Raw genomic sequence first — 21,044 nt, 5'->3', positions numbered from 1 at the left:
CGGTGGCCCACCCGAGTCCTCCGCACCGACGTTGCAATCACAGTTCTCCGATCCAGAGGACCCGCCGCAGGCTCCCGGCGGCTGCCCTCCCGATTGCGTCAACTGACCCGCATCTCCCGCAAAGCCCGAAGGGTCACTTCCGTCGCGTCGTCGTCCGGCCTGGCCCGATGGGCGATGCCCAGCGCCCGCGACAGCGAGGGCTTGAGCGGTCGCATGGCGATGCGACTGTCCGGCGGCGGCGCGCCCGCCTCGTGCGGCAGCAGCGCGGCGCCGTAGCCTGCCGCCACCAGACTCTTCATCGCATCGTTGTAGTTCAACTCGATGCGCGCCTGCGGCCGCTCGCCGGCCGCGGCAAACCATTCCGCGGTCTGGCGCGAGAGCCGGGTGCCACGGTCGTTGGCGATCAGGGGCCTGGCGGCGAGCCAGGCGGGTGTCACCTGCCGCGGCGGCTCCCACCGGGCCGGGATGAACGCCCGCACCGGATCCCGGCGCCAGGCCGTGATGCGCAGGCCGCGCAGCGCCGGCTGTGGCAGCGCCACGATGCCGATGTCCAGGCTGCCGGCCGCCAGTCGGGCCAGGGCCTCCTGGCTGGTCATCACCGCGACCTGCACGTCGATCTCCGGATGCCGGCTGGCCAGGGCTTCCAGCGCCTGCGGCAGCAGATGTGCGAGCGCGCCGGTGGAGGCGCCCAGGCGCACGCGGCCGCCGCGCGCGGCGATCTGGACTCGCAGGGCCTGCAGCAGGTCGTCGGCCTCGGCCAGCAGGCGCCGCGCCTTGTCGATCAGCAGGCTGCCGGCCGACGTCGCGGTGACGCCGGCCGGCGCGCGGTGCAGCAGGCGCGCGCCCAGGCGGGCTTCGAGCTGCGCCACGTGCAGCGTCACCGTGGGGGGCGCCAGGTGCAGAGCCTTGGCTGCCGCGGCGAACGAGCCGAGGTCGGCGACCGTCAGCAGCGTGCGCAGGCGATCGAGGTTGATTTCGCGCATGGCACCACCTTCGTCGTCGAGAGGCTGTTCAGGAATGCTGAAGCCGTAGTTTGTCAGATTCAACTGGCCTGCACGGGCCGGTGGCTGCACCATGCGCTTCGAGACCAGATCGGAGCGATCCATGACCCCACTCGTGTTCATCGACGGAGACCAAGGCACCACCGGCCTCGAGGTGCGGCATTGGCTGGCGGGGCGTGACGACCTGCGCCTGCTGCAGCTGCCGGCCGAGCATCGCAAGAGCGCGGCCCACCGTGCCGAGGCGCTGAACGACTGCGACGTCGCGCTGCTGTGCCTGCCGGACGACGCCGCGCGCGAGGCCGTGGCCCTGGTGCGCCGCCCCGGCGTGCGGGTGATCGACGCCAGCTCGGCCCACCGCACGTCGCCGGGCTGGGTCTATGGCCTGCCGGAGCTGGGGGCCGCACAGGCCGAGCGCATCGCCGCTGCCCGGCGCGTCAGCAATCCCGGCTGCTACCCCACGGGGGCGCTGGCCTTGCTCAGGCCCTTGGTCGACGCCGGCCTGGTGCCGGCCGACCATCCGCTGGTCATCCACGCGGTGTCGGGCTATTCGGGTCGCGGCCGGGCCGGGCTCGAGGACCATGAAGGTGCCGGCGTGGCCCGCGCCCTGCCGTTCCAGGTCTATGGCCTGGGGCTGAACCACAAGCATGTGCCCGAGATCCAGCACCATGCCGGCCTGGCGCACGCGCCGGTGTTCGTGCCGGCCTATGGCCACTATCGACAAGGCATCGTGTTGACGATCGCGCTGCACCTGCGCCTGCTGCCCGCGGGCGTGACGGCCGCGACACTTCATGCCGCGCTTCTGGCGCGCTATGCCGGGCAGGCCTTCATCGAGGTGCAGGCACTGGCCGAGGACGCCGAGGCGCAGCGGCTCGACCCCCAGGCGCTGAACGGCAGCAACCGCCTGCGACTGGCGGTGTTCTCGCAGGAACGCACGGGCCAGGTGCTGCTGGCCGCGGTGTTCGACAACCTGGGCAAGGGCGCCGCAGGCGCGGCGGTGCAGAACCTCGCCCTGATGCTCGGGCTGTAGGTGGGGCCGCGCCTGGAGCGCGCCGTGCTGGCGGCCTGATCGAGGCCGGCGGCGGTGCCAGCCCGGCGACGACTCAGCCCCTCCTGGCGTCGCGCGCGCGCAACGACACGCAGGCCAGCGCCGCGCCGACGATCGTGGCGATGCCGAGCAGGCTGGACGCCGACAGCTCATCGCCGAAGACCACCGCGCCCAGCACCAGCGCATGCACCACACCCACGTACTGCAGGCTGGCCGACACCACCTGGTCGCCGGTGCCGTAGGCGCGCGTCAACAGCAACTGGCCGCCGGCACCCAGCAGGCCCACCGCCGCCAGCAGCATCACGCCGGGCACTGTGTGGCCGTGCCAGCCGCTGCCGCTGGCCAGGGCCGCGCCCACCACCATCGCCGCCACCGAGAACCAGAAGACCACCCGCTGCGTCGGCTCGCCCACGCTCGACAGCCGGGCCACCTGCAGGTAGCCCACGGCGGCCAGCAGGCCCGACAGCAGGCCGCACAGCGCGGCTGGCATCTGCCCCGATTCGATCGTCGGCTTGAGCACCAGCACCACGCCAGCGAAGCCGGCCAGCACCGCCGCCAGTGACCCGGCCCCCACCCCCGATCCACGGGCCGCGGCGGCGCCGATCACCAGCAGCAGGGTGAGCCAGATCGACGACATGTAGTTCAGCGTCACCGCAGTGGCCAGCGGCAGCCGGGTGACCGAGAAGAAGTACAGGCCGAGCGCGGCCGCGCCCACCAGGGCCTGCGCCAGGTGCGCCCCGATCTGTGTCGACCGCAGGCCCTGGCCCGCCAGCCGGGCGGCGCCGCCGGCCACCAGCGCCGTGACCAGGCTGCGGTAGAACACGATCTCGCCCACGCTGTAGTGCGACGCGGCCTGCTTGATGAAGACCGCCATGGCCGCGAACAGCACCGTGGCGGCCAGCATCGCGCGCGGGCCGCTGGGCACTGGCGCGACGCGCGTCACGAACGCAGCAGGGCGTTGATGCCGACCTTGGCCCGCGTCGCGGCATCGACCCGCTTGACGATCACGGCGCAGGCCGTGCTGTGGGTGCCGTCCGCGCTGGGCAGCGCGCCCGGCACCACCACCGCGCCGGCCGGCACGCGGCCGTAGCTGATGCGGCCGGTGGCGCGGTCGAGGATCTTGGTGCTCTGGCCCAGGTGCACGCCCATGCCGATGACCGCGCCCTGCTCGATGACCATGCCTTCGACCACCGATGAGTTGGCGCCGACGAAGCAGTCGTCCTCGATGATGACGGGCCGCGACTGCATCGGCTCGGCGATGCCGCCGATGCCCACGCAGGTGCTGATGTGCACGCGCTTACCGATCTGCGCGCAGGTGCCGATGTTGGCGAAGCCGTCGATCATCGTGTCGTCGTCGATGAACGCGCCAGTGTTGACGAAGCTCGGCAGCAGGAAGACCCGCTGCCCCAGGTAGCAGCCGCGCTTGACCGCGGTGGGGGCCAGCACGCGCCACCGCGCGGCCTGCCAGGCGGCCTGATCCATGCCCTCGAACTTGCCCGGGTGGTCGAAGAAGGCCATGTCGCCGGCGCGCAGCACCTGGCTGGGGCGGATGCCGAACGACAGCACCACGGCCTGCAGCACCCACTGGTGCGCCACCCAGCGGCCGGTGCTGCGGCGGTCGGCCGCGCGCAGCGTGCCGTCGTCGAGCGCGGCGATCACCTCGTCGATCACCTCGACGAGGTCAGGGTCGGCCAGGCAGGTGTCGCGCGATGCCCACGCGGCCTCGACGGTGGCCGCATGGCGCGCGAAGCGGGCCGAGCGGGCCCCGGTGCGGTGCCTCACCCTAGGCGCGCGGTCGACGCCGCGGGGCGGCGCGCTCAGCGCATCGGGGTGAGGGGCGGCGTCCACCGGCAGGTCAAGGCCGGCGGGGACGCTGTCGTCGGTGGGCTTGCGGATGGGATGGGCCATGCGGTGTGCAGCATAACGGTGCCAGACGCAGAAAGGCCCCTGACGCATGATGCCGCAGGGGCCCTTCGTTGGCGGCGTGGCCGAGCCGCGACGCCGGGGCGGGGTCGGGCGGCCGCTGGGCCGCCCAGCCTGCGCCTTACTTCTTCGGGGCCGATGCGGTGGCGGCGGCCTTTTCGGTCTTCTTCTCGGCGGCAGGCTTTTCAGTGGCCTTGGCTGCCGGCTTGTCGGCGGCAGGCTTGTCCGCCTTGGCGGCTGCCACCGGTGCGGCAGCCTCGGCCTTGGCCGCCGGCTTGGCCTCGGCCGCCTTGGCGGCCGGCTTGGCGTCGGCGGCCGGCTTGGCCGCCACGCCCTTGAAGCCGCCGCCGTTCACCGTCAGGCCTTCGGCCGAGAACTTGGCGGCATTGCCTTCGCCGACGCCCTTGACGCGGTCGACGAAGTCGGTCCAGTCCTTGAAACTGCCCTTCTTGCGCTCGTCCAGGATCTTGGTGGCGATGGACGGGCCGATGCCCTTGACGGTTTCGAGGTCGGCCTGGGTGGCCTTGTTGACATCGACCGCCGCAAAGGCCGTTGCCGCGACGAGTGCGAACAGTGCGGTCATGAAACGCTTGAACATGGTTTTTCTCCGGTGGTGGGTGCAGGCCGGGTGCCTGCGAACCGGGTGCGTGATCCTCTCCGCTTGCAGCGGCCCTCGCCCCGCGGCCACCAACGCGGGCCGGTGCCTTGCGGTTGACACCCGCGCCGGTACCGGACGCCAACCGGCTTGTCGCGTCGATGCCGTGGCAGCGCCGCCGGTGCCGCGGGATCAGGCCCTGGCGTGGTTGCGCACCTGCGCCAGCACCTCGTCCACGGTGGGCCACTCGGGCCAGCGGCGCAGCACGTGCACCGTCGGGCCCCAGGGGGCCCACTGCTCGGGCTTGGTGGGCCCTAGCACGCTGAGCAGTGGCGCGCCCACGGCGGCGGCCAGGTGTGCCGGCCCGGTGTCGTTGGACACCACCAGCGCCGAGCGGCGCAGCAGCGCGCCGTAGACCCCGAGCTTGACGCCCGGCAGCATCGTCACGCCGGCGTGGTGGTCGGTGATGATGGATTCCTCGCCCGGCCCGGGGCAGGCCACCACCTGACGGCCCAGCGGCAGCAGCGCCCGGGTGAAGTCGGCAAAGGCCGGCCACTTCTTGTCGAGCTTCTCGTAGGTGCCGCCGGCCATCGGGCAGATGACGATGAAGCCGGGCCGGATGCCGTGCGCTGCCAGCAGCGCGTCGGCGGCTTGCTGGTCGGCAGGCGCGGTGTGCAGGTCGATCGATTCGGGCGCCGGGGCCTGGATGCCCAGAAAGCTGCAGCTGAGCTTCCAGTAGCGCATCAGCACGTGCTCTTCGTAGGCCGGCGGCGGCAGGCTGCGGCCGAGCAGCGGGCTGCGGCCCTCGTGCGCGTAGCCGGTGGCCTTCAGGCCGGCCAGGCGCATCTCCAGTGCACTGGAGAACGAGTTCGGCAGCACCAGTGCATTGGGTCGGCGGTCGAAGCCGGGGTCGGCCTCGCGGGCCGCGCGGCGCAGCTGCCGCAGCAGCGCCCCGTTGGCGCGCAGGCCGTCGACCCGCGCGTGGGTGGGCCAGGCCTCGCCGGCCAGCAGCGGCCGCGCCCAGCCCTTGCCGACCAGCTGCAGCTCGTAGCCATGGGCCTGCAGCAGGCGCAGGGAGGGCACGGTGAGGATCACGTCGCCCACCCAGTTGCACAGCCGGACGATCAGGGGACGCGGAGTCATGGGGCAGCGTTGGCCGGCCCGGGAGGGCAGCGTTGATAATCGCGCGCTGGATTCTGCCATCCGACCATGACCACCCTGCTGCCCGCCGCCGCCGAGATCACCGCCCTGCACGACCGCCTGCTGGCCGACCCGGCGTGGCCGGCCGCCGAGCCCGCCGCCGCCGACGACGGCCTGTGGCGCTGGATCCAGACCAACCACCGTTTCAACTGCCGGCTGTGGGCCGAGGAAGACCTGGCCCGCCGCACCACGGTGAGCGACGGCGAGATCGCCGCCAACAAGCGCGCCATCGATGGCTTCAACCAGGCCCGCAACGACGCCACCGAGCGCGTGGACGAACTGTTGCTGATCGCGCTGGGCCTGGTCGACGCGGCCTCGGCGCGCACCGATGCGCCGGTGTCCACGGTGCCGGCCGGCGCGCGGCTCAACAGCGAGACCGCCGGCAGCATGGTCGACCGGCTGTCGATCATGGCGCTGAAGGTGCACGCGATGCGCGCCCAGACCCTGCGCAGCGACGTTGATGCCGACCACGTGGCCGCCAGCCGCGTCAAGCTGCAGCGCCTCGAGCAGCAGCGCGCCGACCTGGCCGCCTGCTTCGACGCGCTGCTCGCCGACGCCCGCGCCGGGCACGCTTACTTCAAGGTCTATCGGCAGTTCAAGATGTACAACGATCCTCGCTTCAACCCGGCCCTGGTGGCCGAACGCGCCGGGCGCTGAAGGGCCGCGTGCGCGTCCTCATCGTCAAGACCTCGTCGATGGGCGACGTGGTGCACGCGCTGCCGGCCCTCACCGACCTGCTGCGGCACCACCCGGGCACCGAGGTCGACTGGCTGGTCGAGGCGCCGTTCGCCGCCATCCCGGCGCTGCACCCGGGCGTTCGGCAGGTGCTGCCGATGGCCTGGCGCAAGTGGCGCAAGAGCCTGTGGCGCGGTGTCACGCGGCAGGCGCTGTCGGCGTTGCGCCAGGCCCTGAAGCGCGAACCCTACGACCTGATCCTCGACCTGCAGGGCCTGCTCAAGAGCGCGCTGTGGGCGCGCCAGGCGCGCGGCCCGGTGGCCGGCTACGACCGCCACAGCATCCGCGAGCCGCTGGCCGCGCTGCTGTACCAGCGCCATGCCGCGGTGCCGCGGCAGTTGCAGGCGGTGGAACGCTGCCGTCGACTGGTTGCGCTGCACATGGGTTATGAGTTTCCTGCCACGCCGGCCGACTTCGGCATCCGCGCGCCGGCGGGGCCCTGGCAGGCCAGCGGCCCCAGCGCGGCGCTGATCCCCTGCGCCAGCCGGCCCGAGAAGCTGTGGCCCGAGGCCGACTGGATCGCCGTCGGCCAGCGCCTGCGGCAGGCCGGACTGGTGCCGGTGCTGCTGTGGGGCAGCGCGGACGAACAGGCGCGGGCCCAGCGCATCGCGGCCGGCTGCGGCGGCGAGGTGCCGCCCTTCCTGTCGGTGGCCGACACGGCGGCGATCCTGGGTCAGGCGCAGCAGATCGTGGGGCTGGACACCGGCTTCTCTCACCTGGGCGCGGCCTTCGGCCGGCCGACCATCGGCATCTACTGCGACCACGAACCGGGCCTGGCCGGCATCACCGGGCCGGGGCGCGTGGCCAGTTTGGGCGGCAAGGGCGTGGTGCCGTCGCGGGATGCGGTGATGGCGCAGTTGGAGGCGCACCTGGCCGGGTGAGTCGCCGCGGTTTCGGCCCGGCCGGCGGCAGGCGGTCGGGCAAGGCCCTACAGCGACTCGATCTGCTGCGGCGGGAAGGTGTCCCAGCCCAGGCAGCCCGGGCACTGCCAGAAGTAGCGCTGGGCCTCGAAGCCGCAGGCCGCGCAGCGATAGCGTTGCAGCGGCCGGGCCGCGCGCGCGACGGCATCGCGCAGACCGCTGCGGGCGCCGTCGGGCCACTGTTCGGCCGGCGTGTCCAGCAGGTCGAGCGCGGCCGACAGCGTGGGCTGCTGGTGCAGCAGTTCGGGCAGCCGTGGCGACGCGCCCGGCGTGGTGCCCTCCAGCGCGGCCAGCGCGCGCAGCAGTTCGATGCCCGGCATCTGCCCGTACAACTGCGTCAGGGCCTCGCGTGCGACGTCGGCCTGGCCCGCCGCCTGCGCCCAGGCCGCGTACTCCCCGGCCACCCGCACCAGCGCTTCGGGGTTGCGCTGGCGCAGGGTGTTGCCCACCTCGAAGGCGGCCGCCGGCTGGCCCAGCCGCGCCAGCCGCTGGGCCCGCTGGATCAGCGGGCGTGCGGCCTGGGGTGCGGCGGAGCCGGCGGCGGCCAGCGCGACCTCGGCCGCCTGGGCATCGCCCCGGGCCTCGGCCTCGAGCGCGATCTCGCACTGGTAGTGCGCGATGCGCGAGGCGAACGAGCCGGTGCCGCTGCGCTCCAACTGCACCGCGATGTCGGCGGCCGCGCGCCAGTCGCGGGAGCGTTCGTGCAAGCCCAGCAGTGCCAGCCGGGCCTCGGTGTCGAAAGGCGTGCCTTCGAGGGCGCGGAAGGCTTCATCGGCCCGGTCGATCAGGCCAGCCTTCATGAAGTCCAGCGCCAGCGCGTGCTGGGCGCGCTGGCGGTCGAGCGTCGACAGGTCGCCGCGCTGCAGCAGGTGCTGGTGCACCCGCACGGCACGTTCGAACTCGCCACGGCGGCGGAACAGGTTGCCCAGTGCGAAGTGCAGTTCGCTGGTGTCGGGGTCGTGCTGCACCGCCTCGATGAAGGCGTCGATGGCCTTGTCGGTCTGCTCGTTGAGCAGCAGGTTCAGGCCCTTGAAGTAGGCCTTCGGCGCCTCGCGGTCGGCGCGCTTCCACTGCCGAAGGTCGAGCCGCGAGGCGATCCAGCCCAGCGCGAACGACACCGCTGGCACCACGAGCAGCCACTGCCAGTCGAACTCCATCTCAGGGTCGCCCGGCCGGTCGGACGGCGTGCGTTGGGGCAGGCCTGCCTGGCACCTGCCGTTGGCGTGGGCCGCCCGCAGCCGGGCGCAACGCCGTCACAGCCCCTCGCGCGGCGGCGCGTCGAGGCTGAAGTTCGTGCTCGGCGCGCTGGTGGCCACGTCGGAGGCGCGGCGGCGCGGCGCGCCTCCGGAGGGCACGGCGGCCTGGCGGGCCATGCGGCGCTGGCGCCACCAGCCCGGCACCATGGCGAGCACGCCCAGCGCTGCGCCGGCACCGAAAGCGGCGAGCACGATGATCACCATCGGCGCGCGCCATTGCGTGCCGAAGAAGCCGTGCACCACCGCCGCCTGCTCGTTGTTGAGCGCGAACGCGAACAGCGTGAAGAAGATGAAGGCCCGCAGGGCCCAGACGATCAGGCGCATCGGCACCCATTCTAAGGAGCCACATCGCTCCGGCGTGCCGGCACCATGCGCCCGACACCTGGCGCCCGGTGTCGAAGGGCATGGCGCCCATGCGCCAGGCGCCGTCGCGCCAGTGGCGGTGTCAGCAGCCGATCACCTTGAACTCGACGCGGCGGTCCAGCGCATCGGAGAGATCGTCCTGGCCATTGCCGATCAGGGTTTCGCGCGAGCCGGCGCCGCTGGCGACGACGCGGTTGGTCAGGGGCTTGGCGTTGCGCAGCAACTCGGTGCGCACCTGCTCGGCCCGGCGCAGCGACAGGCGCTCGTTCAGTGGCTCGGGCCCGCTGGCGCTGGCATGGCCCACCACCTCGAGGCAGGTCTGCAAGGCTGCGGCGCGGGTGCTGAGTTCGCGCATCCACACGGCGTACGGCTGGGCCGGACCCTTCGGGTCGGACCAGAAAGCCGTGCTGCCCGGCCTGAACAGGAACTTCACGCCCAGGCGCTTGGTCTGCAGGCCCTGGTCGACGATCTGGCCGAAGGCCTTGGCTGCGGCCTCGCGCTTGCCCAGGCGCCAATTGGTGAGGTACAGGCCGCTGTAGACGCGCAATTGCTGCCCCGATGGGGTTTCGGCCACCGCGCTGTAGAGCTTGAGCGCCTCGGCATAGTGGCCGGCCGCGTAGGCGTCGATGGCCTCGCTGATGGTGGCCGCGCCCTGGATGCGTTCGAGGTAGGCCGGGTGGATGGGGTCGCCGGGCCGCGTGCCCTGGCAGGTGCGCACATAGCCTGTGGTGGCGCTGTCCTCGGCCCAGGCCGGCGCATCGCGGAAGAAGGGCGTGGGCGTGAGGTCGATGCCGTCCTTGCTGGCGAAGGCCAGGCCCTTGCTCACCAGCTTGCCGGTCTTCAGGTCGGCCAGGGCCAGGCAGATGCGGTAGGCCTCGCGCTGCCCTTCGGTCTTTCGCTCCGCATTGACCCCGGTGAAGGTGCCGATGAGCACCCACGGCGAACGCGCCAGGTTGGGCGAGTTGAAGGCCTGCAGGTCGTATTGCGTATAGCGGCTGCGGATGAGTTCGGCCAGCTTCGTGCCCATCGTCTGGGTGGCCTGAGACTGCATGCCGGTGACGCCGTCGATCAGGGGATCGACGAGCAGCGCGTGGCGGCTGCCGCCGGCCGGCGCCGGGGCCTTGCCGAGCAGGTTGTTGGCGGCACTGAGCAGGGCCTCGTCGAAGGGCAGGATGGGCAGCGGTGCCACCGGGGGCGGCGCCGCGGGCGGTGAGGCCGTCGTGGGGGCGGGCGGCGCCGCGACATCGGCCGCGGGTGGCGGCGGGCTGCCGTCGACCGTGGCCGGGGCCGTGGGCGGAGGCGCGGCGCAGGCCACCAGCGCCGCCACAGTCGCCAGCGCCAACCAGCGCGGCCAGCCTGCAAGGGCGCCGCGCGACCCCCTCGGTTCACCGAAAGGCGACGGTCCTTGGACTCTCGAAGCGGTCATCATCACCAGCACTCCTCGCATGTAGATTTCCAGGTCGCTCGGCGGCGGCGTCTGGCCCAACGACAGGCGCTGCGGAGGCAGCGCATGGTGCGGATCGGCAGGCTGAGGACCCGTCGGTGCCAAGGCATTCTGGCGCAGCGCGGCGGCTGGGTCCATCATGACGGGGGAGGATGCGTCGGCCCGACCTGAACGCGGGCGGGCGATCGCCGGTCAGCCCCTGCGCAAGACCATGGCTCGCGACAGTGGCGTGCCCCTGCCGCAGCCTGCGGCGGCGGATGGTTCGGGAGGGTGTGGAGACCGGCGCAGCCGATGCGGCGCGGGCATGTCGGCGCGGGCACGTCGGCGCGCGCGGGGGCGGCTGGGGGGTCTAGGCCTGCGGCCTGTCGCCGTGCGCGGGAAGGTGGTCGTCGACCGATTCGCGCAGGGCCTTGCCGGGCTTGAAGTGCGGCACCAGCTTTTCGGGGATGGTGACCTTCTCTCCACTGCGCGGGTTGCGACCCATGCGGGGAGGGCGACGGCTGATCGAGAAGCTGCCGAAGCCGCGGATCTCGATGCGGTGGCCCCGCGCCAGCGCATCGCTCATCGCGTCGAGGATGGTCTTGACGGCGAACTCGGTGTCGCGCTGAGTGAGCTGACCGAAGCGGTCTGCCAGTCGGGTGACGAGATCACTGCGTGTCATGGGCGGGTCGTTCGGTGTTCTGGCGTGATCAGACTCGCGGTGGCCGGCACGCCCGAGGACGTGCCGGCTGTGCCGACACCCCGCAGCCCACAGGGGCCACCGGGTGCCGGCCGCAGAGGACTTACTCGCGGTTGTCCAGCTTGGCGCGCAGCAGGGCGCCCAGGCTGGTCGTGCCGGCGTTCTCGCGCTCGTTGACCTGCGAGATGCGCTGCATGGCTTCCTGCTGGTCGGCGTTGTCCTTGGCCTTGATCGACAACTGGATCGACCGCGCCTTGCGGTCGACGTTGATGATCATGACCGACACATCGTCGCCTTCCTTCAGCACGTTGCGGGCGTCTTCGACACGGTCGCGGCTGATCTCGCTGGCGCGAAGGTAGCCGGTGACGTCGTCGTTGAGCTGGATCTCGGCGCCGCGCGGATCGACCGTCTTGACCTTGCCGTTGACCAGCGCGCCACGGTCGTTGACCGAGGTGTAGTTGGCAAACGGGTCGCCGTCGAGCTGCTTGATGCCCAGGCTGATGCGCTCGCGCTCCACGTCGATGGCCAGCACGATGGCTTCGACTTCCTGGCCCTTCTTGTAGTTGCGCACGGCGGCTTCGCCGGTCTCGTGCCAGGACAGGTCGGACAAGTGCACCAGGCCGTCGATGCCCTGGGCCAGGCCCACGAACACGCCGAAGTCGGTGATCGACTTGATCGGGCCCTTGACCTTGTCGCCGCGGTGCACGTTGGTGCTGAACTCTTCCCACGGGTTGGCCTTGCACTGCTTCATGCCCAGGCTGATGCGGCGCTTGTCCTCGTCGATCTCGAGCACCATGACCTCGACCTCTTCGCCGAGGGTGACGATCTTGCTCGGGGCGACGTTCTTGTTGGTCCAGTCCATCTCGGAGACGTGCACCAGGCCTTCGATGCCGGGTTCGATCTCGACGAACGCGCCGTAGTCGGCGATGTTGGTGACCTTGCCGAACAGGCGGGTGGACGACGGGTAGCGGCGCGACACGCCATGCCACGGGTCGTCGCCCAGCTGCTTGATGCCCAGCGAGACGCGGTTCTTCTCGGCGTCGAACTTCAGCACCTTGGCGCTGAGTTCCTGGCCGACGGTGACCACCTCGCTCGGGTGACGGACACGGCGCCAGGCCATGTCGGTGATGTGCAGCAGGCCGTCGATGCCGCCGAGGTCGACGAACGCGCCGTACTCGGTGATGTTCTTGACGACACCGTGGACGATGGCGCCTTCGGTCAGCGTCTCGAGCAGCTTGGCACGCTCTTCACCCATCGAAGCCTCGACCACCGCACGGCGCGACAACACGACGTTGTTGCGCTTGCGGTCGAGCTTGATGACCTTGAAGTCCATCGTCTTGCCTTCGAACGGCGACAGGTCCTTGACCGGGCGCGTGTCGATGAGCGAGCCGGGCAGGAAGGCGCGGATGCCGTTGACGAGGACGGTCAGGCCGCCCTTGACCTTGCCGGAGACGGTGCCGGTGACGAAGTCGCCGGACTCGAGCGAGGTCTCGAGCGACAGCCACGAGGCCAGGCGCTTGGCCTTGTCGCGCGACAGGATGGTGTCGCCGTAGCCGTTCTCGATGGCGTCGATGGCCACCGAGACGAAATCGCCGACCTGGACTTCGAGCTCGCCCTGGTCGTTCTTGAATTCTGCGATGGGAACGTAGGCTTCGCTCTTGAGGCCGGCGTTCACCACGACGTGGTTGAACTCGATGCGCACGACTTCGGCGGAGATGACCTCGCCGGCGCGCATGTCGTTCTTGCGGAGCGACTCTTCGAACAGAGCCGCGAAGCTGTCGACAGCGAAGGGGCTGTCAGGGATGTGGTCTAGGGATTGGGACATTCAGGGTTCCTTGGTGCCGGCGAAAACCAAGTGGAGTGAAACCGGCGGGGGTTGAGTGCAACGGGCGTTGCGGTGAGTTGACGATGTCGCCGCACCCGAGGGACGCCTGACGGCGAAGGTGGGAGGTGCAGCGGGCCTGGGAGCACCCGGCCCGGTCAGGCCGACCGGAACGGGCCGCGCTGTGCCCACCAACCCAGCACCTGGTCCACCGAGGCATCGATGGTCAGGCCCGAGTTGTCGAGCAGCAGCGCGTCGTCGGCGGGCTTCAAGGGGGCGATGGCGCGACCACGGTCACGGGCATCGCGGGCCTCGAGGTCTGCGCGAAGGTCGGCGAGATTAGCAGCAATTCCCTTAGAAATCAATTGCTTATGTCGGCGTTCGGCGCGCATCGCAGGGCTGGCCGTGAGGAACACCTTCAGGGGCGCGGCCGGGAAGATCACCGTGCCCATGTCGCGCCCGTCGGCCACCAGTCCCGGCAGCCGGCGGTACGACAGCTGCAGCGCCTCCAGTGCCGCACGCACCTCGGGCAGGGCCGAGATGCGCGAGGCCATGGCACCGACCGCCTCGAGGCGCAGGTCGGTGGCCACGTCGGTTCCCGACAGCAGCACGCGCTCGCCGTCGAAGCGCAGGTGCAGCGATGCGGCCACCGCCGCCAGGCCGGTGGCATCGCCGTCGGCCACGCCCTGGCGCTGCGCGGCCAGCGCGGTGGCGCGGTACAGCAGGCCCGAGTCGAGCTGGTGCCAGCCCAGCCGCGCCGCCACCGCGGCGGCCAGCGTGCCCTTGCCCGACGCCGTGGGGCCGTCGATGGTGATCACCGGCACGTCGGCGGCGCGCACCTCGACCGCAGTGAACAGGGTCTCGAAGTAGTCGGGGAAGGTCTTGGCCACGCAGCGCGGGTCGAGGATGCGCACGGTGACGCCCGCCTCCGTGCCCGTCGCGGCCAGCGGATTGAAGGCGACCAGCGACAGGCACATCGCGATGCGGTGGTCGTCGTAGGTGTGGATGGCGGCGTGCTGCCAGGCGCCGGCGGGCGGCGTGACCTCGATGAAGTCGGCGCCCTCGGTGACCGTGGCGCCGAGCTTGCGCAACTCGGCCGCCATCGCGGCGATGCGGTCGGTTTCCTTCACGCGCCAGCTGGCGATGTTGTCCAGCCGCGTCGTGCCCTCGGCGTACAGGGCCATCACCGCCAGCGTCATCGCCGCGTCGGGGATGTGGTTCGCATCCAGCGTCACCGCGCGCAGCGGCCAGGCGCCGCGCCGCACCTCGAGCCAGCCCGGGCCGCCGTCGACCACCGCGCCCATCGCACGCGCCGCGTCGACGAAGCGGATGTCGCCCTGGATCGAGTCGAGACCGACGCCTTCGATGCGCACCGGTGCGGCCGTCGCGGCGATCGCGCCCAGCGCGATGAAGTACGAGGCCGACGAGGCATCGGCCTCGACGTGCAGGGTGCCCGGCGAGCGGTAGCGGCAGCCCTGCGGCAGTGTGAAGCGCTCGAAACCCTGGCGCTGCACCTCGATGCCGAAGCGCTGCAGCAGCTTCAGGGTGATCTCGACGTAGGGCTTCGAGATGAGTTCGCCCTCGACCTCGACGGTGACCGGGCCGTCGGCACAGGCCAGCGGCAGCGCCAGCAGCAGCGCAGTGAGGAACTGGCTGGACACGTCGCCGCGCACGCGGATGGGTCGCTGGGTGGCCAGCCGGCCGCCGGGCTGGCCGTGCAGGGCCAGCGGCGGATAGCCGGGCTGGCCGAAGTCGTCGACCTGGCAGCCCAGTTGCCGCAGGGCGTCGACCAGGTCGCCGATCGGGCGCTCGTGCATGCGCGGCACGCCCGAAAGTTCGAAGCGCCCGCCCTGCAGCGTGACGAGCACCGCCAGCGCGGCGGCCAAGGGCCGCATCGCGGTGCCGGCATTGCCCAGGAACAGCGCCGCCTCGCGCACCGGCAGCCGTCCGCCCAGGCCGGTGACGGCCAGCCCGCCATCGGCCTGCGGCTGCAAGGTGCAGCCCATGGTGCGCAGCGCAGCGAGCATCACGCGCGTGTCGTCCGAATCGAGCAGGTCGCGCAGCACCGTGGTGCCTTCGGCCAGGCCGGCCAGCAGCAGCACGCGGTTGGAGATGCTCTTGGAGCCCGGCAGGCGCACACTGCCTGCGGCACCGCGCAGCGGCGGCAGGTCGAGGAAAGGGATGTCGTACATGGGGTGCCAACTCGCGACGCCCCCGGCCGACGGCCGGTGAGGGCGCCGCCTGGGTCTACTTGCTGGGGCCGCCTCGCCCGCCGCCGATCTGCCAGGCGCCGCGGCCTTCGGACGCGGCGCGGATCAGGTTTTCGAGCGCCTGCGCATTGCCGGCGTGGATGGCGGTTTCCATCGATTCGAGCGACTGGCGCAGGCGCTGCGACTGCTTCAGCACCTCTTCGCGGTTGGACATCAGGATGTCGCGCCACACGGTCGGGTCGCTGGCCGCGATGCGGGTGAAATCGCGGAAGCCGGGGCCGGCGAGCGAGAGGTAGTCGCGCCCGGCCGATTGGTTGACCACCGCGTTGAAGTAGGCGAAGGCCAGCAGGTGCGGCAGGTGGCTGACGGCGGCGAAGGCGGCATCGTGGTTCTCGGCCGTCATCTTCAGCACCTGGGCGCCGATGGCCGACCACACGTCGGTGGCTTTCTGCACCAGATCGGGCGAGGTCTGCGCCAGCGGCGTGAGGATGACCTGGCGGCCGGCGTACAGCGAGGCATCGGCATGGTCGACGCCAGCGCTCTCTTTGCCTGCGATGGGGTGGGCCGGCACGAAGGAGCCCACGCGCTCTTTCAGCACGCGGCGCGCGGTGTCGACGACGTCACGCTTGGTCGACCCGACGTCCATGAACAGCACGCCCGGTTCCACCAGGTGGCGGATGGCGCGGAAGGTGGCCTCGGTGGCGGCCACCGGCACCGCGATCAGCACGATGTCGGAGCCGGCCACGGCCAGCAGGGCCGATTCGGCGGCCACGTCGATCACACCCAGGCGCCGGGCCCGTTCGGTGGTGGACGGCGACTTGCTGTAGCCCACCACGCGCCGCACCAGGCCGCTGCGCTTGAGTGCGAGCGCGAACGAGCCGCCCATCAGGCCGCATCCGATCACGCCGAGCTGGTTGAACATGGCGGGCGGGGTCTCTCAGTGGCTGTCGATGGGGTAGGTGCCCAGCACCTTGAAGAAGGCACAGGCCTGGCGAAGGGCGCGCAGTGCCATCGAGACCCGCTCGTCGTCGGGGTGGCCTTCGATGTCGATGTAGAAGTAGTACTCCCACTGGCCCGATCGAGCCGGTCGCGATTCGAAGCGCGTCATCGACACGCCGTGGGCCTTCAAGGGCACCAGCATGTCGTGCACCGCACCGGGCTTGTTGTCCACCGACACCACCAGGCTCGTGCAGTCGTGGCCCGAGGCCTTGGGCGCCGGGTGGCGGTCGGGGTGGGTGACGATGGCGAAGCGGGTGCGGTTGTGCGCGTCGTCCTGGATGGCCGGGGCCAGCACGTGCAGGCCGAACTCGCTGGCCGCGCGCTGGCTGGCGATGGCGGCCAGCGTGGGGTCGAGCGAGGCCAGCCGCGCCCCTTCGGCATTGCTGGCCACCGGGCGCCGCTCGGCGTCGGGCAGGTGGTGGCTGAGCCAGCCGTGGCACTGGGCCAGTGCCTGCGGGTGGGCGCACACAGCATGGATGCCGGCCTGGGTGGCCTCTTTGCGCAGCAGGTTGTGCCGCACGATCAGGCTGGTCTCGCCGATGATGAAGAGCGGCGTGGTCAGGAACAGGTCGAGCGATCGGGCCACCACGCCCTCGGTGGAGTTCTCGACCGGCACGACACCGAAGTCGGCCGCGCCGGCGGCGGTGGTGCGGAACACCTCGTCGAAGCTGGCGCAGGGCACGCGCACGATCGAACTGCCGAAGAAGCCCAGCGCGGCCTCTTCGCTGAAGGTGCCTGCCGGGCCTAGGTAGGCCACGCGGGTGGGGGTTTCCAGCGCGCGGCAGGCCGACATGATCTCGCGCCAGATCGGGGCTACGCTCTCGTTCTTCAGCGGGCCGGTGTTGACCTGCTTCAGGCCGTCGATCACCTGGGCCTCGCGCTCGGGCCGGAAGACCACCGAGCCTTCGTGCTTCTTGATCTCGCCGACCTCGAGGGCCAGTCCCGCCCGGCGGTTGAGCAGCGCCAGCAACTCGCGGTCGACGGCGTCGATGCGGTCGCGCAGCGCCAGCAGGGCCGACGCGGGGGGACGGTCCTCCAGGCTCATTTGCGCGCGGCGGAGGCGGGCGGTTTGGCGGCTGGGGCAGCCTTGGGTGCGGCGCCGTTGTTGGTCATGCCCAGCTTCTTGCCGATGACTTCCTGCAAGGCCCGCAGCTTGGGCTCGACGGTGGGCCGGGTGTCGGTGATCAGCTTCTCGAGCAGCACCTTCTGCATGTCGCCGCCGAGTGACTGGTACTTGCGGTAGATGGGTGAATCGAGCATCGCGAGGACCTGCTTGAGTTCGTCCTCGGTGAACTTCTCTTCCATCATGGTGCCCACGGTGGTCGGGGCCAGCTTGAGCGCGCGCTCGCGCAGCAGCGGCATCACCTCGTCGCCGTACTTCTTGAAATCGACCTGGATGTCCTTGGCCACGGCTTCGCGCTGCTCGGGCGGGATGCGCGCCTGCAGCACCGCCATGGTCTGCTGGGCGATCTGCGCCATCGACTGCTCGCCCAGGCCGCGGGCGATCGACTCGACCGCACCCTGTTGCAGTTGAAGTACCTTCTGCACCAGCTCCTTCTTGGCCGGAGACGACGGTGTGGCAGGCGCGGCGGGCGAGGCGGGCGCGGCAGGCCCCTGTGCGGCAGCCAGCGTGCAGGCCGTCGCCAGGGTGGCGGCCGAGAGCAGGCGAATCAAGGTCATGAAGGGTCCTGTGGGTTGGGATTGGATTCGGGATCGGCGTCGGTGTCTGTGTCGACCGACAGGTCGCCGTTGGCGTCGTTCTCGACGATGCGCTGCAGGCCCGACAGCTTGGAGCCGTCGTCCAGCGCGATCAGTGTCACGCCCTGCGTGGCGCGGCCGAGTTCGCGGATCTCGGACACGCGGGTGCGCACCAGCACGCCCTTGTCAGTGATGAGCATGATCTCGTCGGCCGGCCGCACCAGCGTGGCGGCGACGACCTTGCCGTTGCGCTCGGTCTGCTGGATGGCGATCATGCCCTTGGTGCCGCGGCCGTGGCGGGTGTACTCGACGATGCTGGTGCGCTTGCCGTAGCCGTTCTCGCTGGCGGTGAGCACGCTCTGCGTCTCGTCCTCGGCCACCAGCATGGCGATGACGGACTGGCCATCGTCGAGCATCATGCCGCGCACGCCGCGGGCCTGGCGGCCCATCGGGCGCACGTCGTCCTCGTCGAAGCGCACGGCCTTGCCACCGTCGGAGAACAACATCACGTCGTGCTTGCCGTCGGTGAGCGCAGCGCCGATGAGGTGGTCGCCCGGGTCGAGGTCGACCGCGATGATGCCGGCCTTGCGCGGGTTGCTGAACTCGTCGAGCGCGGTCTTCTTCACCGTGCCCAGTGCCGTGCCCATGAAGATGAAGTGGTCGCCGGGGAAGGTGCGGAACTCGCCCGTCAGCGGCAGCACCACGGTGATCTTCTCGTCCGGCTGCAGCGGGAACATGTTGACGATCGGCTTGCCGCGGCTGGCGCGGCCGCCCTGGGGCACCTCCCAGACCTTGAGCCAGTAGACCCGGCCGCGGTTCGAGAAGCACAGGATCCAGTCGTGCGTGTTGGCGATGAAGAGCTGGTCGATCCAGTCGTCTTCCTTGGTGGCCGTGGCCTGCTTGCCGCGGCCGCCGCGGCGTTGGGCGCGGTACTCGGCCAGCGGCTGGCTCTTGAAGTAGCCCGTGTGGCTGAGCGTGACCACCATGTCGGTGGGCGTGATCAGGTCTTCGGTGCCCAGTTCCTGCACGTTGTGCTCGACCACGCTGCGGCGCACGGCCAGCTTGGTGGTGCCGAACTCGGCCTTCAGCGCGGTGAGCTCGTCGGCGATGATGGTCGTCACGCGCTCCGGCCGGGCCAGGATGTCGAGCAGGTCGGCGATGACGGACATCACCTCCTTGTACTCGCCGATGATCTTGTCCTGCTCGAGGCCGGTGAGCCGCTGCAGGCGCATCTGCAGGATCTCGCTGGCCTGGTCGTCGGACAGGCGGTACAGGCCGTCGGCCTGCAGGCCGTAGCTTGCGGGCAGGCCCTCGGGGCGGTAGGCCGCGCGGCCACCGGGCGTGTCGCCCTCGGCGCGCACCAGCATCTCGCGCACCATCGACGAATCCCAGCTCTTGGCCATCAGCGCGGCCTTGGCCACCGGTGGCGTGGGGCTGGTCTTGATGGTCTCGATGAACTCGTCGATGTTGGCCAGCGCCACCGCCAGGCCTTCGAGCACGTGGCCGCGCTCGCGCGCCTTGCGCAGTTCGAACACCGTGCGCCGCGTCACCACCTCGCGCCGGTGCTCGAGGAAGATGTCGAGCAGCTGCTTCAGGTTGCACAACTTGGGCTGGCCGTCGATCAGCGCGACCATGTTGATGCCGAAGGTGTCCTGCAGCTGCGTCTGCTTGTACAGGTTGTTCAGCACCACCTCTGGCACTTCGCCGCGCTTGAGCTCGATCACCACCCGCATGCCCGACTTGTCGGACTCGTCCTGGATGTGGCTGATGCCGTCGATCTTCTTGTCGTGGACGAGCTCGGCGATGCGCTCGAGCAGCGTCTTCTTGTTCACCTGGTAGGGGATCTCGTCGACGATGATCGACTGGCGCGAGCCCTTGTCGATGTCCTCGAAGTGGCACCTGGCGCGCATGATCACCTTGCCGCGGCCGGTGCGGTAGCCCTCGCGCACGCCATTGACACCGTAGATGATGCCGGCGGTGGGAAAGTCGGGTGCCGGAATGATCTCCATCAGCTCTTCGAGCGTGGCCTGCGGGCTCTTCAGCAGGTGCAGGCAGGCATCGACCACCTCGTTGAGGTTGTGCGGCGGGATGTTGGTGGCCATGCCCACCGCGATGCCGGCCGAGCCGTTGATCAGCAGGTTGGGCAGCCGTGCCGGCAGCACCGTGGGCTCTTTCTCGGAGCCGTCGTAGTTGGGTGCGAAGTCGACCGTTTCCTTGTCGATGTCGGCCAGCATCTCGTGGGCGATCTTCGACAGGCGGATCTCGGTGTAGCGCATCGCCGCGGCGTTGTCGCCATCGACCGAGCCGAAGTTGCCCTGGCCGTCGACCAGCATGTGGCGCAGCGAGAAATCCTGCGCCATGCGCACGATGGTGTCGTACACCGCGGTGTCGCCGTGCGGGTGGTACTTGCCGATCACGTCGCCGACGATGCGCGCGCTTTTCTTGTAAGGCCGGTTCCAGTCGTTGTTGAGTTCGTGCATCGCGAACAGCACGCGCCGGTGCACCGGCTTGAGGCCGTCGCGCGCGTCGGGCAAGGCGCGCCCGACGATCACGCTCATTGCGTAGTCGAGGTAAGAACGCCGCATCTCCTCCTCGAGGCTGATGGGCAGTGTTTCCTTGGCGAACTGGGTCATGCGGGGTCGGCGTGCGGGGCCGTGGATCGGGCGGCCGCGAGGCGAGGCTGCCGGCGGCGATCGTCGATTCTAAGCGCGGGGTGGGTGTCGCGGCCCTGCAACAAGATCGGTGCACTGGCGCGTCTATCGGCCGAAACTGAAGGTGCCCTGACACCCTATGGCACAATAATCCGCAGGTGGCGAACACACGCCGCACTGTGTGTTTTCCGGCTCCCATTGCATCCGATTTGGACGTAACGCAGCCTTTTATGCGGCTTTCCTCGAGAGGAGAATCATGAAGAAACTCAATATGGTGGCGGTGCTCTTCGCGTCGGCCGCGCTGGCCGCCCCGATGGCGGCATCTGCCCAAGTCAAGTCGATCGACAACTGGCGCAGTGCTGACAACAGCATGGTCTGGAAGAACGGCACCAACGAACTTTGCTGGCGCGACGCCAACTGGACGCCGCAAACCGCTGCCGAGAAGTGCGACGGGGCCATTGCTCCCGCTGCGCCCGCCCCGGCTCCGGCCCCGGCACCTGCGC

General features: G+C 70.6%; 18 protein-coding genes and 1 pseudogene. 4 read left to right on the top strand and 15 right to left on the bottom strand.

The annotated features are described in order from the left end of the window. Positions 1–98: 98 nt before the first annotated feature. Positions 99–983, bottom strand: coding sequence for a LysR family transcriptional regulator (locus EOINJALH_RS07500; RefSeq protein ID WP_088279733.1), 885 nt, complete (start codon positions 981–983; stop codon positions 99–101). A 121-nt stretch (positions 984–1,104) separates the two neighbouring features. Here EOINJALH_RS07500 and argC point away from each other — a divergent pair, with 121 nt between their 5' ends. Continuing rightward, positions 1,105–2,028: an N-acetyl-gamma-glutamyl-phosphate reductase gene (argC, locus tag EOINJALH_RS07495; RefSeq protein ID WP_088279726.1), complete on the top strand. Its 924-nt coding sequence runs from the start codon at positions 1,105–1,107 to the stop codon at positions 2,026–2,028. Positions 2,029–2,101: 73 nt separating this feature from the next. On the opposite strand, the gene EOINJALH_RS07490 is transcribed toward argC, so the two are convergent. The 4 genes from EOINJALH_RS07490 to EOINJALH_RS07475 form a co-directional block, all read right to left on the bottom strand. Then, positions 2,102–2,989 (bottom strand): DMT family transporter, encoded by an 888-nt coding sequence (locus tag EOINJALH_RS07490; protein ID WP_144289908.1) that lies wholly within the window; start codon positions 2,987–2,989, stop codon positions 2,102–2,104. Then, entirely contained in the window at positions 2,986–3,954 is a 969-nt protein-coding gene (locus tag EOINJALH_RS07485) for a 2,3,4,5-tetrahydropyridine-2,6-dicarboxylate N-succinyltransferase (RefSeq protein WP_088279724.1), read from the bottom strand. The genes EOINJALH_RS07490 and EOINJALH_RS07485 overlap by 4 nt, the downstream gene beginning before the upstream one ends. A 136-nt stretch (positions 3,955–4,090) precedes the next feature. Beyond that, complete coding sequence (locus EOINJALH_RS07480) at positions 4,091–4,567, bottom strand: helix-hairpin-helix domain-containing protein (RefSeq protein WP_088279723.1); 477 nt, start codon at positions 4,565–4,567, stop codon at positions 4,091–4,093. A 189-nt stretch (positions 4,568–4,756) separates the two neighbouring features. After that, positions 4,757–5,707, bottom strand: coding sequence for a glycosyltransferase family 9 protein (locus tag EOINJALH_RS07475; protein ID WP_158219678.1), 951 nt, complete (start codon positions 5,705–5,707; stop codon positions 4,757–4,759). Positions 5,708–5,773: 66 nt separating this feature from the next. Between EOINJALH_RS07475 and EOINJALH_RS07470 the strand changes: the two genes are divergently transcribed. Together EOINJALH_RS07470 and waaC are read left to right on the top strand one after the other, a co-directional pair. Further along, a complete protein-coding gene (locus EOINJALH_RS07470; protein WP_088279721.1) occupies positions 5,774–6,421 on the top strand; it encodes a DUF4254 domain-containing protein in 648 nt (215 codons plus the stop codon). 8 nt (positions 6,422–6,429) lie between these two features. Then, positions 6,430–7,380, top strand: coding sequence for a lipopolysaccharide heptosyltransferase I (gene waaC / locus EOINJALH_RS07465; RefSeq protein WP_199873194.1), 951 nt, complete (start codon positions 6,430–6,432; stop codon positions 7,378–7,380). A gap of 47 nt (positions 7,381–7,427) precedes the next feature. Here waaC and lapB read toward each other — a convergent pair whose 3' ends face one another. The 10 genes from lapB to gyrA all read right to left on the bottom strand — a co-directional run bounded on the left by lapB (position 7,428) and on the right by gyrA (position 20,523). Beyond that, positions 7,428–8,576 (bottom strand): lipopolysaccharide assembly protein LapB, encoded by a 1,149-nt coding sequence (gene lapB, locus EOINJALH_RS07460; protein ID WP_088279720.1) that lies wholly within the window; start codon positions 8,574–8,576, stop codon positions 7,428–7,430. 96 nt (positions 8,577–8,672) lie between these two features. Continuing rightward, positions 8,673–8,999 carry a lipopolysaccharide assembly protein LapA domain-containing protein gene (locus EOINJALH_RS07455; RefSeq protein ID WP_088279719.1) on the bottom strand — a complete coding sequence of 109 codons (327 nt, stop codon included), beginning with the start codon at positions 8,997–8,999 and terminating at the stop codon, positions 8,673–8,675. 121 nt (positions 9,000–9,120) lie between these two features. After that, positions 9,121–10,227, bottom strand: coding sequence for an OmpA family protein (locus EOINJALH_RS07450; protein WP_199873187.1), 1,107 nt, complete (start codon positions 10,225–10,227; stop codon positions 9,121–9,123). A gap of 604 nt (positions 10,228–10,831) precedes the next feature. Continuing rightward, positions 10,832–11,236 carry an integration host factor subunit beta gene (locus EOINJALH_RS07445; protein WP_255407077.1) on the bottom strand — a complete coding sequence of 135 codons (405 nt, stop codon included), beginning with the start codon at positions 11,234–11,236 and terminating at the stop codon, positions 10,832–10,834. Between the two features lie 28 nt (positions 11,237–11,264). Continuing rightward, the gene (gene rpsA / locus EOINJALH_RS07440) at positions 11,265–12,986 is read right to left on the bottom strand and encodes a 30S ribosomal protein S1 (protein ID WP_088279717.1); all 1,722 of its coding nucleotides are present in this window, start codon (positions 12,984–12,986) and stop codon (positions 11,265–11,267) included. Between the two features lie 155 nt (positions 12,987–13,141). Further along, positions 13,142–15,175, bottom strand: coding sequence for a bifunctional 3-phosphoshikimate 1-carboxyvinyltransferase/cytidylate kinase (locus EOINJALH_RS07435; protein ID WP_088279716.1), 2,034 nt, complete (start codon positions 15,173–15,175; stop codon positions 13,142–13,144). 55 nt (positions 15,176–15,230) lie between these two features. Then, a complete protein-coding gene (locus EOINJALH_RS07430) occupies positions 15,231–16,115 on the bottom strand; it encodes a prephenate dehydrogenase/arogenate dehydrogenase family protein (RefSeq protein WP_088279715.1) in 885 nt (294 codons plus the stop codon). A 15-nt stretch (positions 16,116–16,130) separates the two neighbouring features. Then, positions 16,131–17,237, bottom strand: coding sequence for a prephenate dehydratase (gene pheA / locus EOINJALH_RS07425; RefSeq protein WP_088279714.1), 1,107 nt, complete (start codon positions 17,235–17,237; stop codon positions 16,131–16,133). Next, positions 17,234–17,872 (bottom strand): hypothetical protein, encoded by a 639-nt coding sequence (locus EOINJALH_RS07420; protein WP_088279713.1) that lies wholly within the window; start codon positions 17,870–17,872, stop codon positions 17,234–17,236. Before EOINJALH_RS07420 ends, pheA begins: the two co-directional genes overlap by 4 nt. After that, a complete protein-coding gene (gyrA, locus tag EOINJALH_RS07415; RefSeq protein WP_088279712.1) occupies positions 17,869–20,523 on the bottom strand; it encodes a DNA gyrase subunit A in 2,655 nt (884 codons plus the stop codon). The genes EOINJALH_RS07420 and gyrA overlap by 4 nt, the downstream gene beginning before the upstream one ends. Before the next feature lie 274 nt (positions 20,524–20,797). On the opposite strand from gyrA, the pseudogene EOINJALH_RS07410 reads away from it, so the two are divergent. Next, positions 20,798–21,044: pseudogene (locus tag EOINJALH_RS07410) on the top strand (OmpA family protein); the annotation flags it as partial.

It is taken from the genome of Ideonella sp. A 288, from assembly GCF_002198735.1.
Classification (GTDB): Bacteria; Pseudomonadota; Gammaproteobacteria; order Burkholderiales; family Burkholderiaceae_C; genus Pseudaquabacterium.
This window is presented reverse-complemented; position numbering and strand designations above follow the sequence as displayed.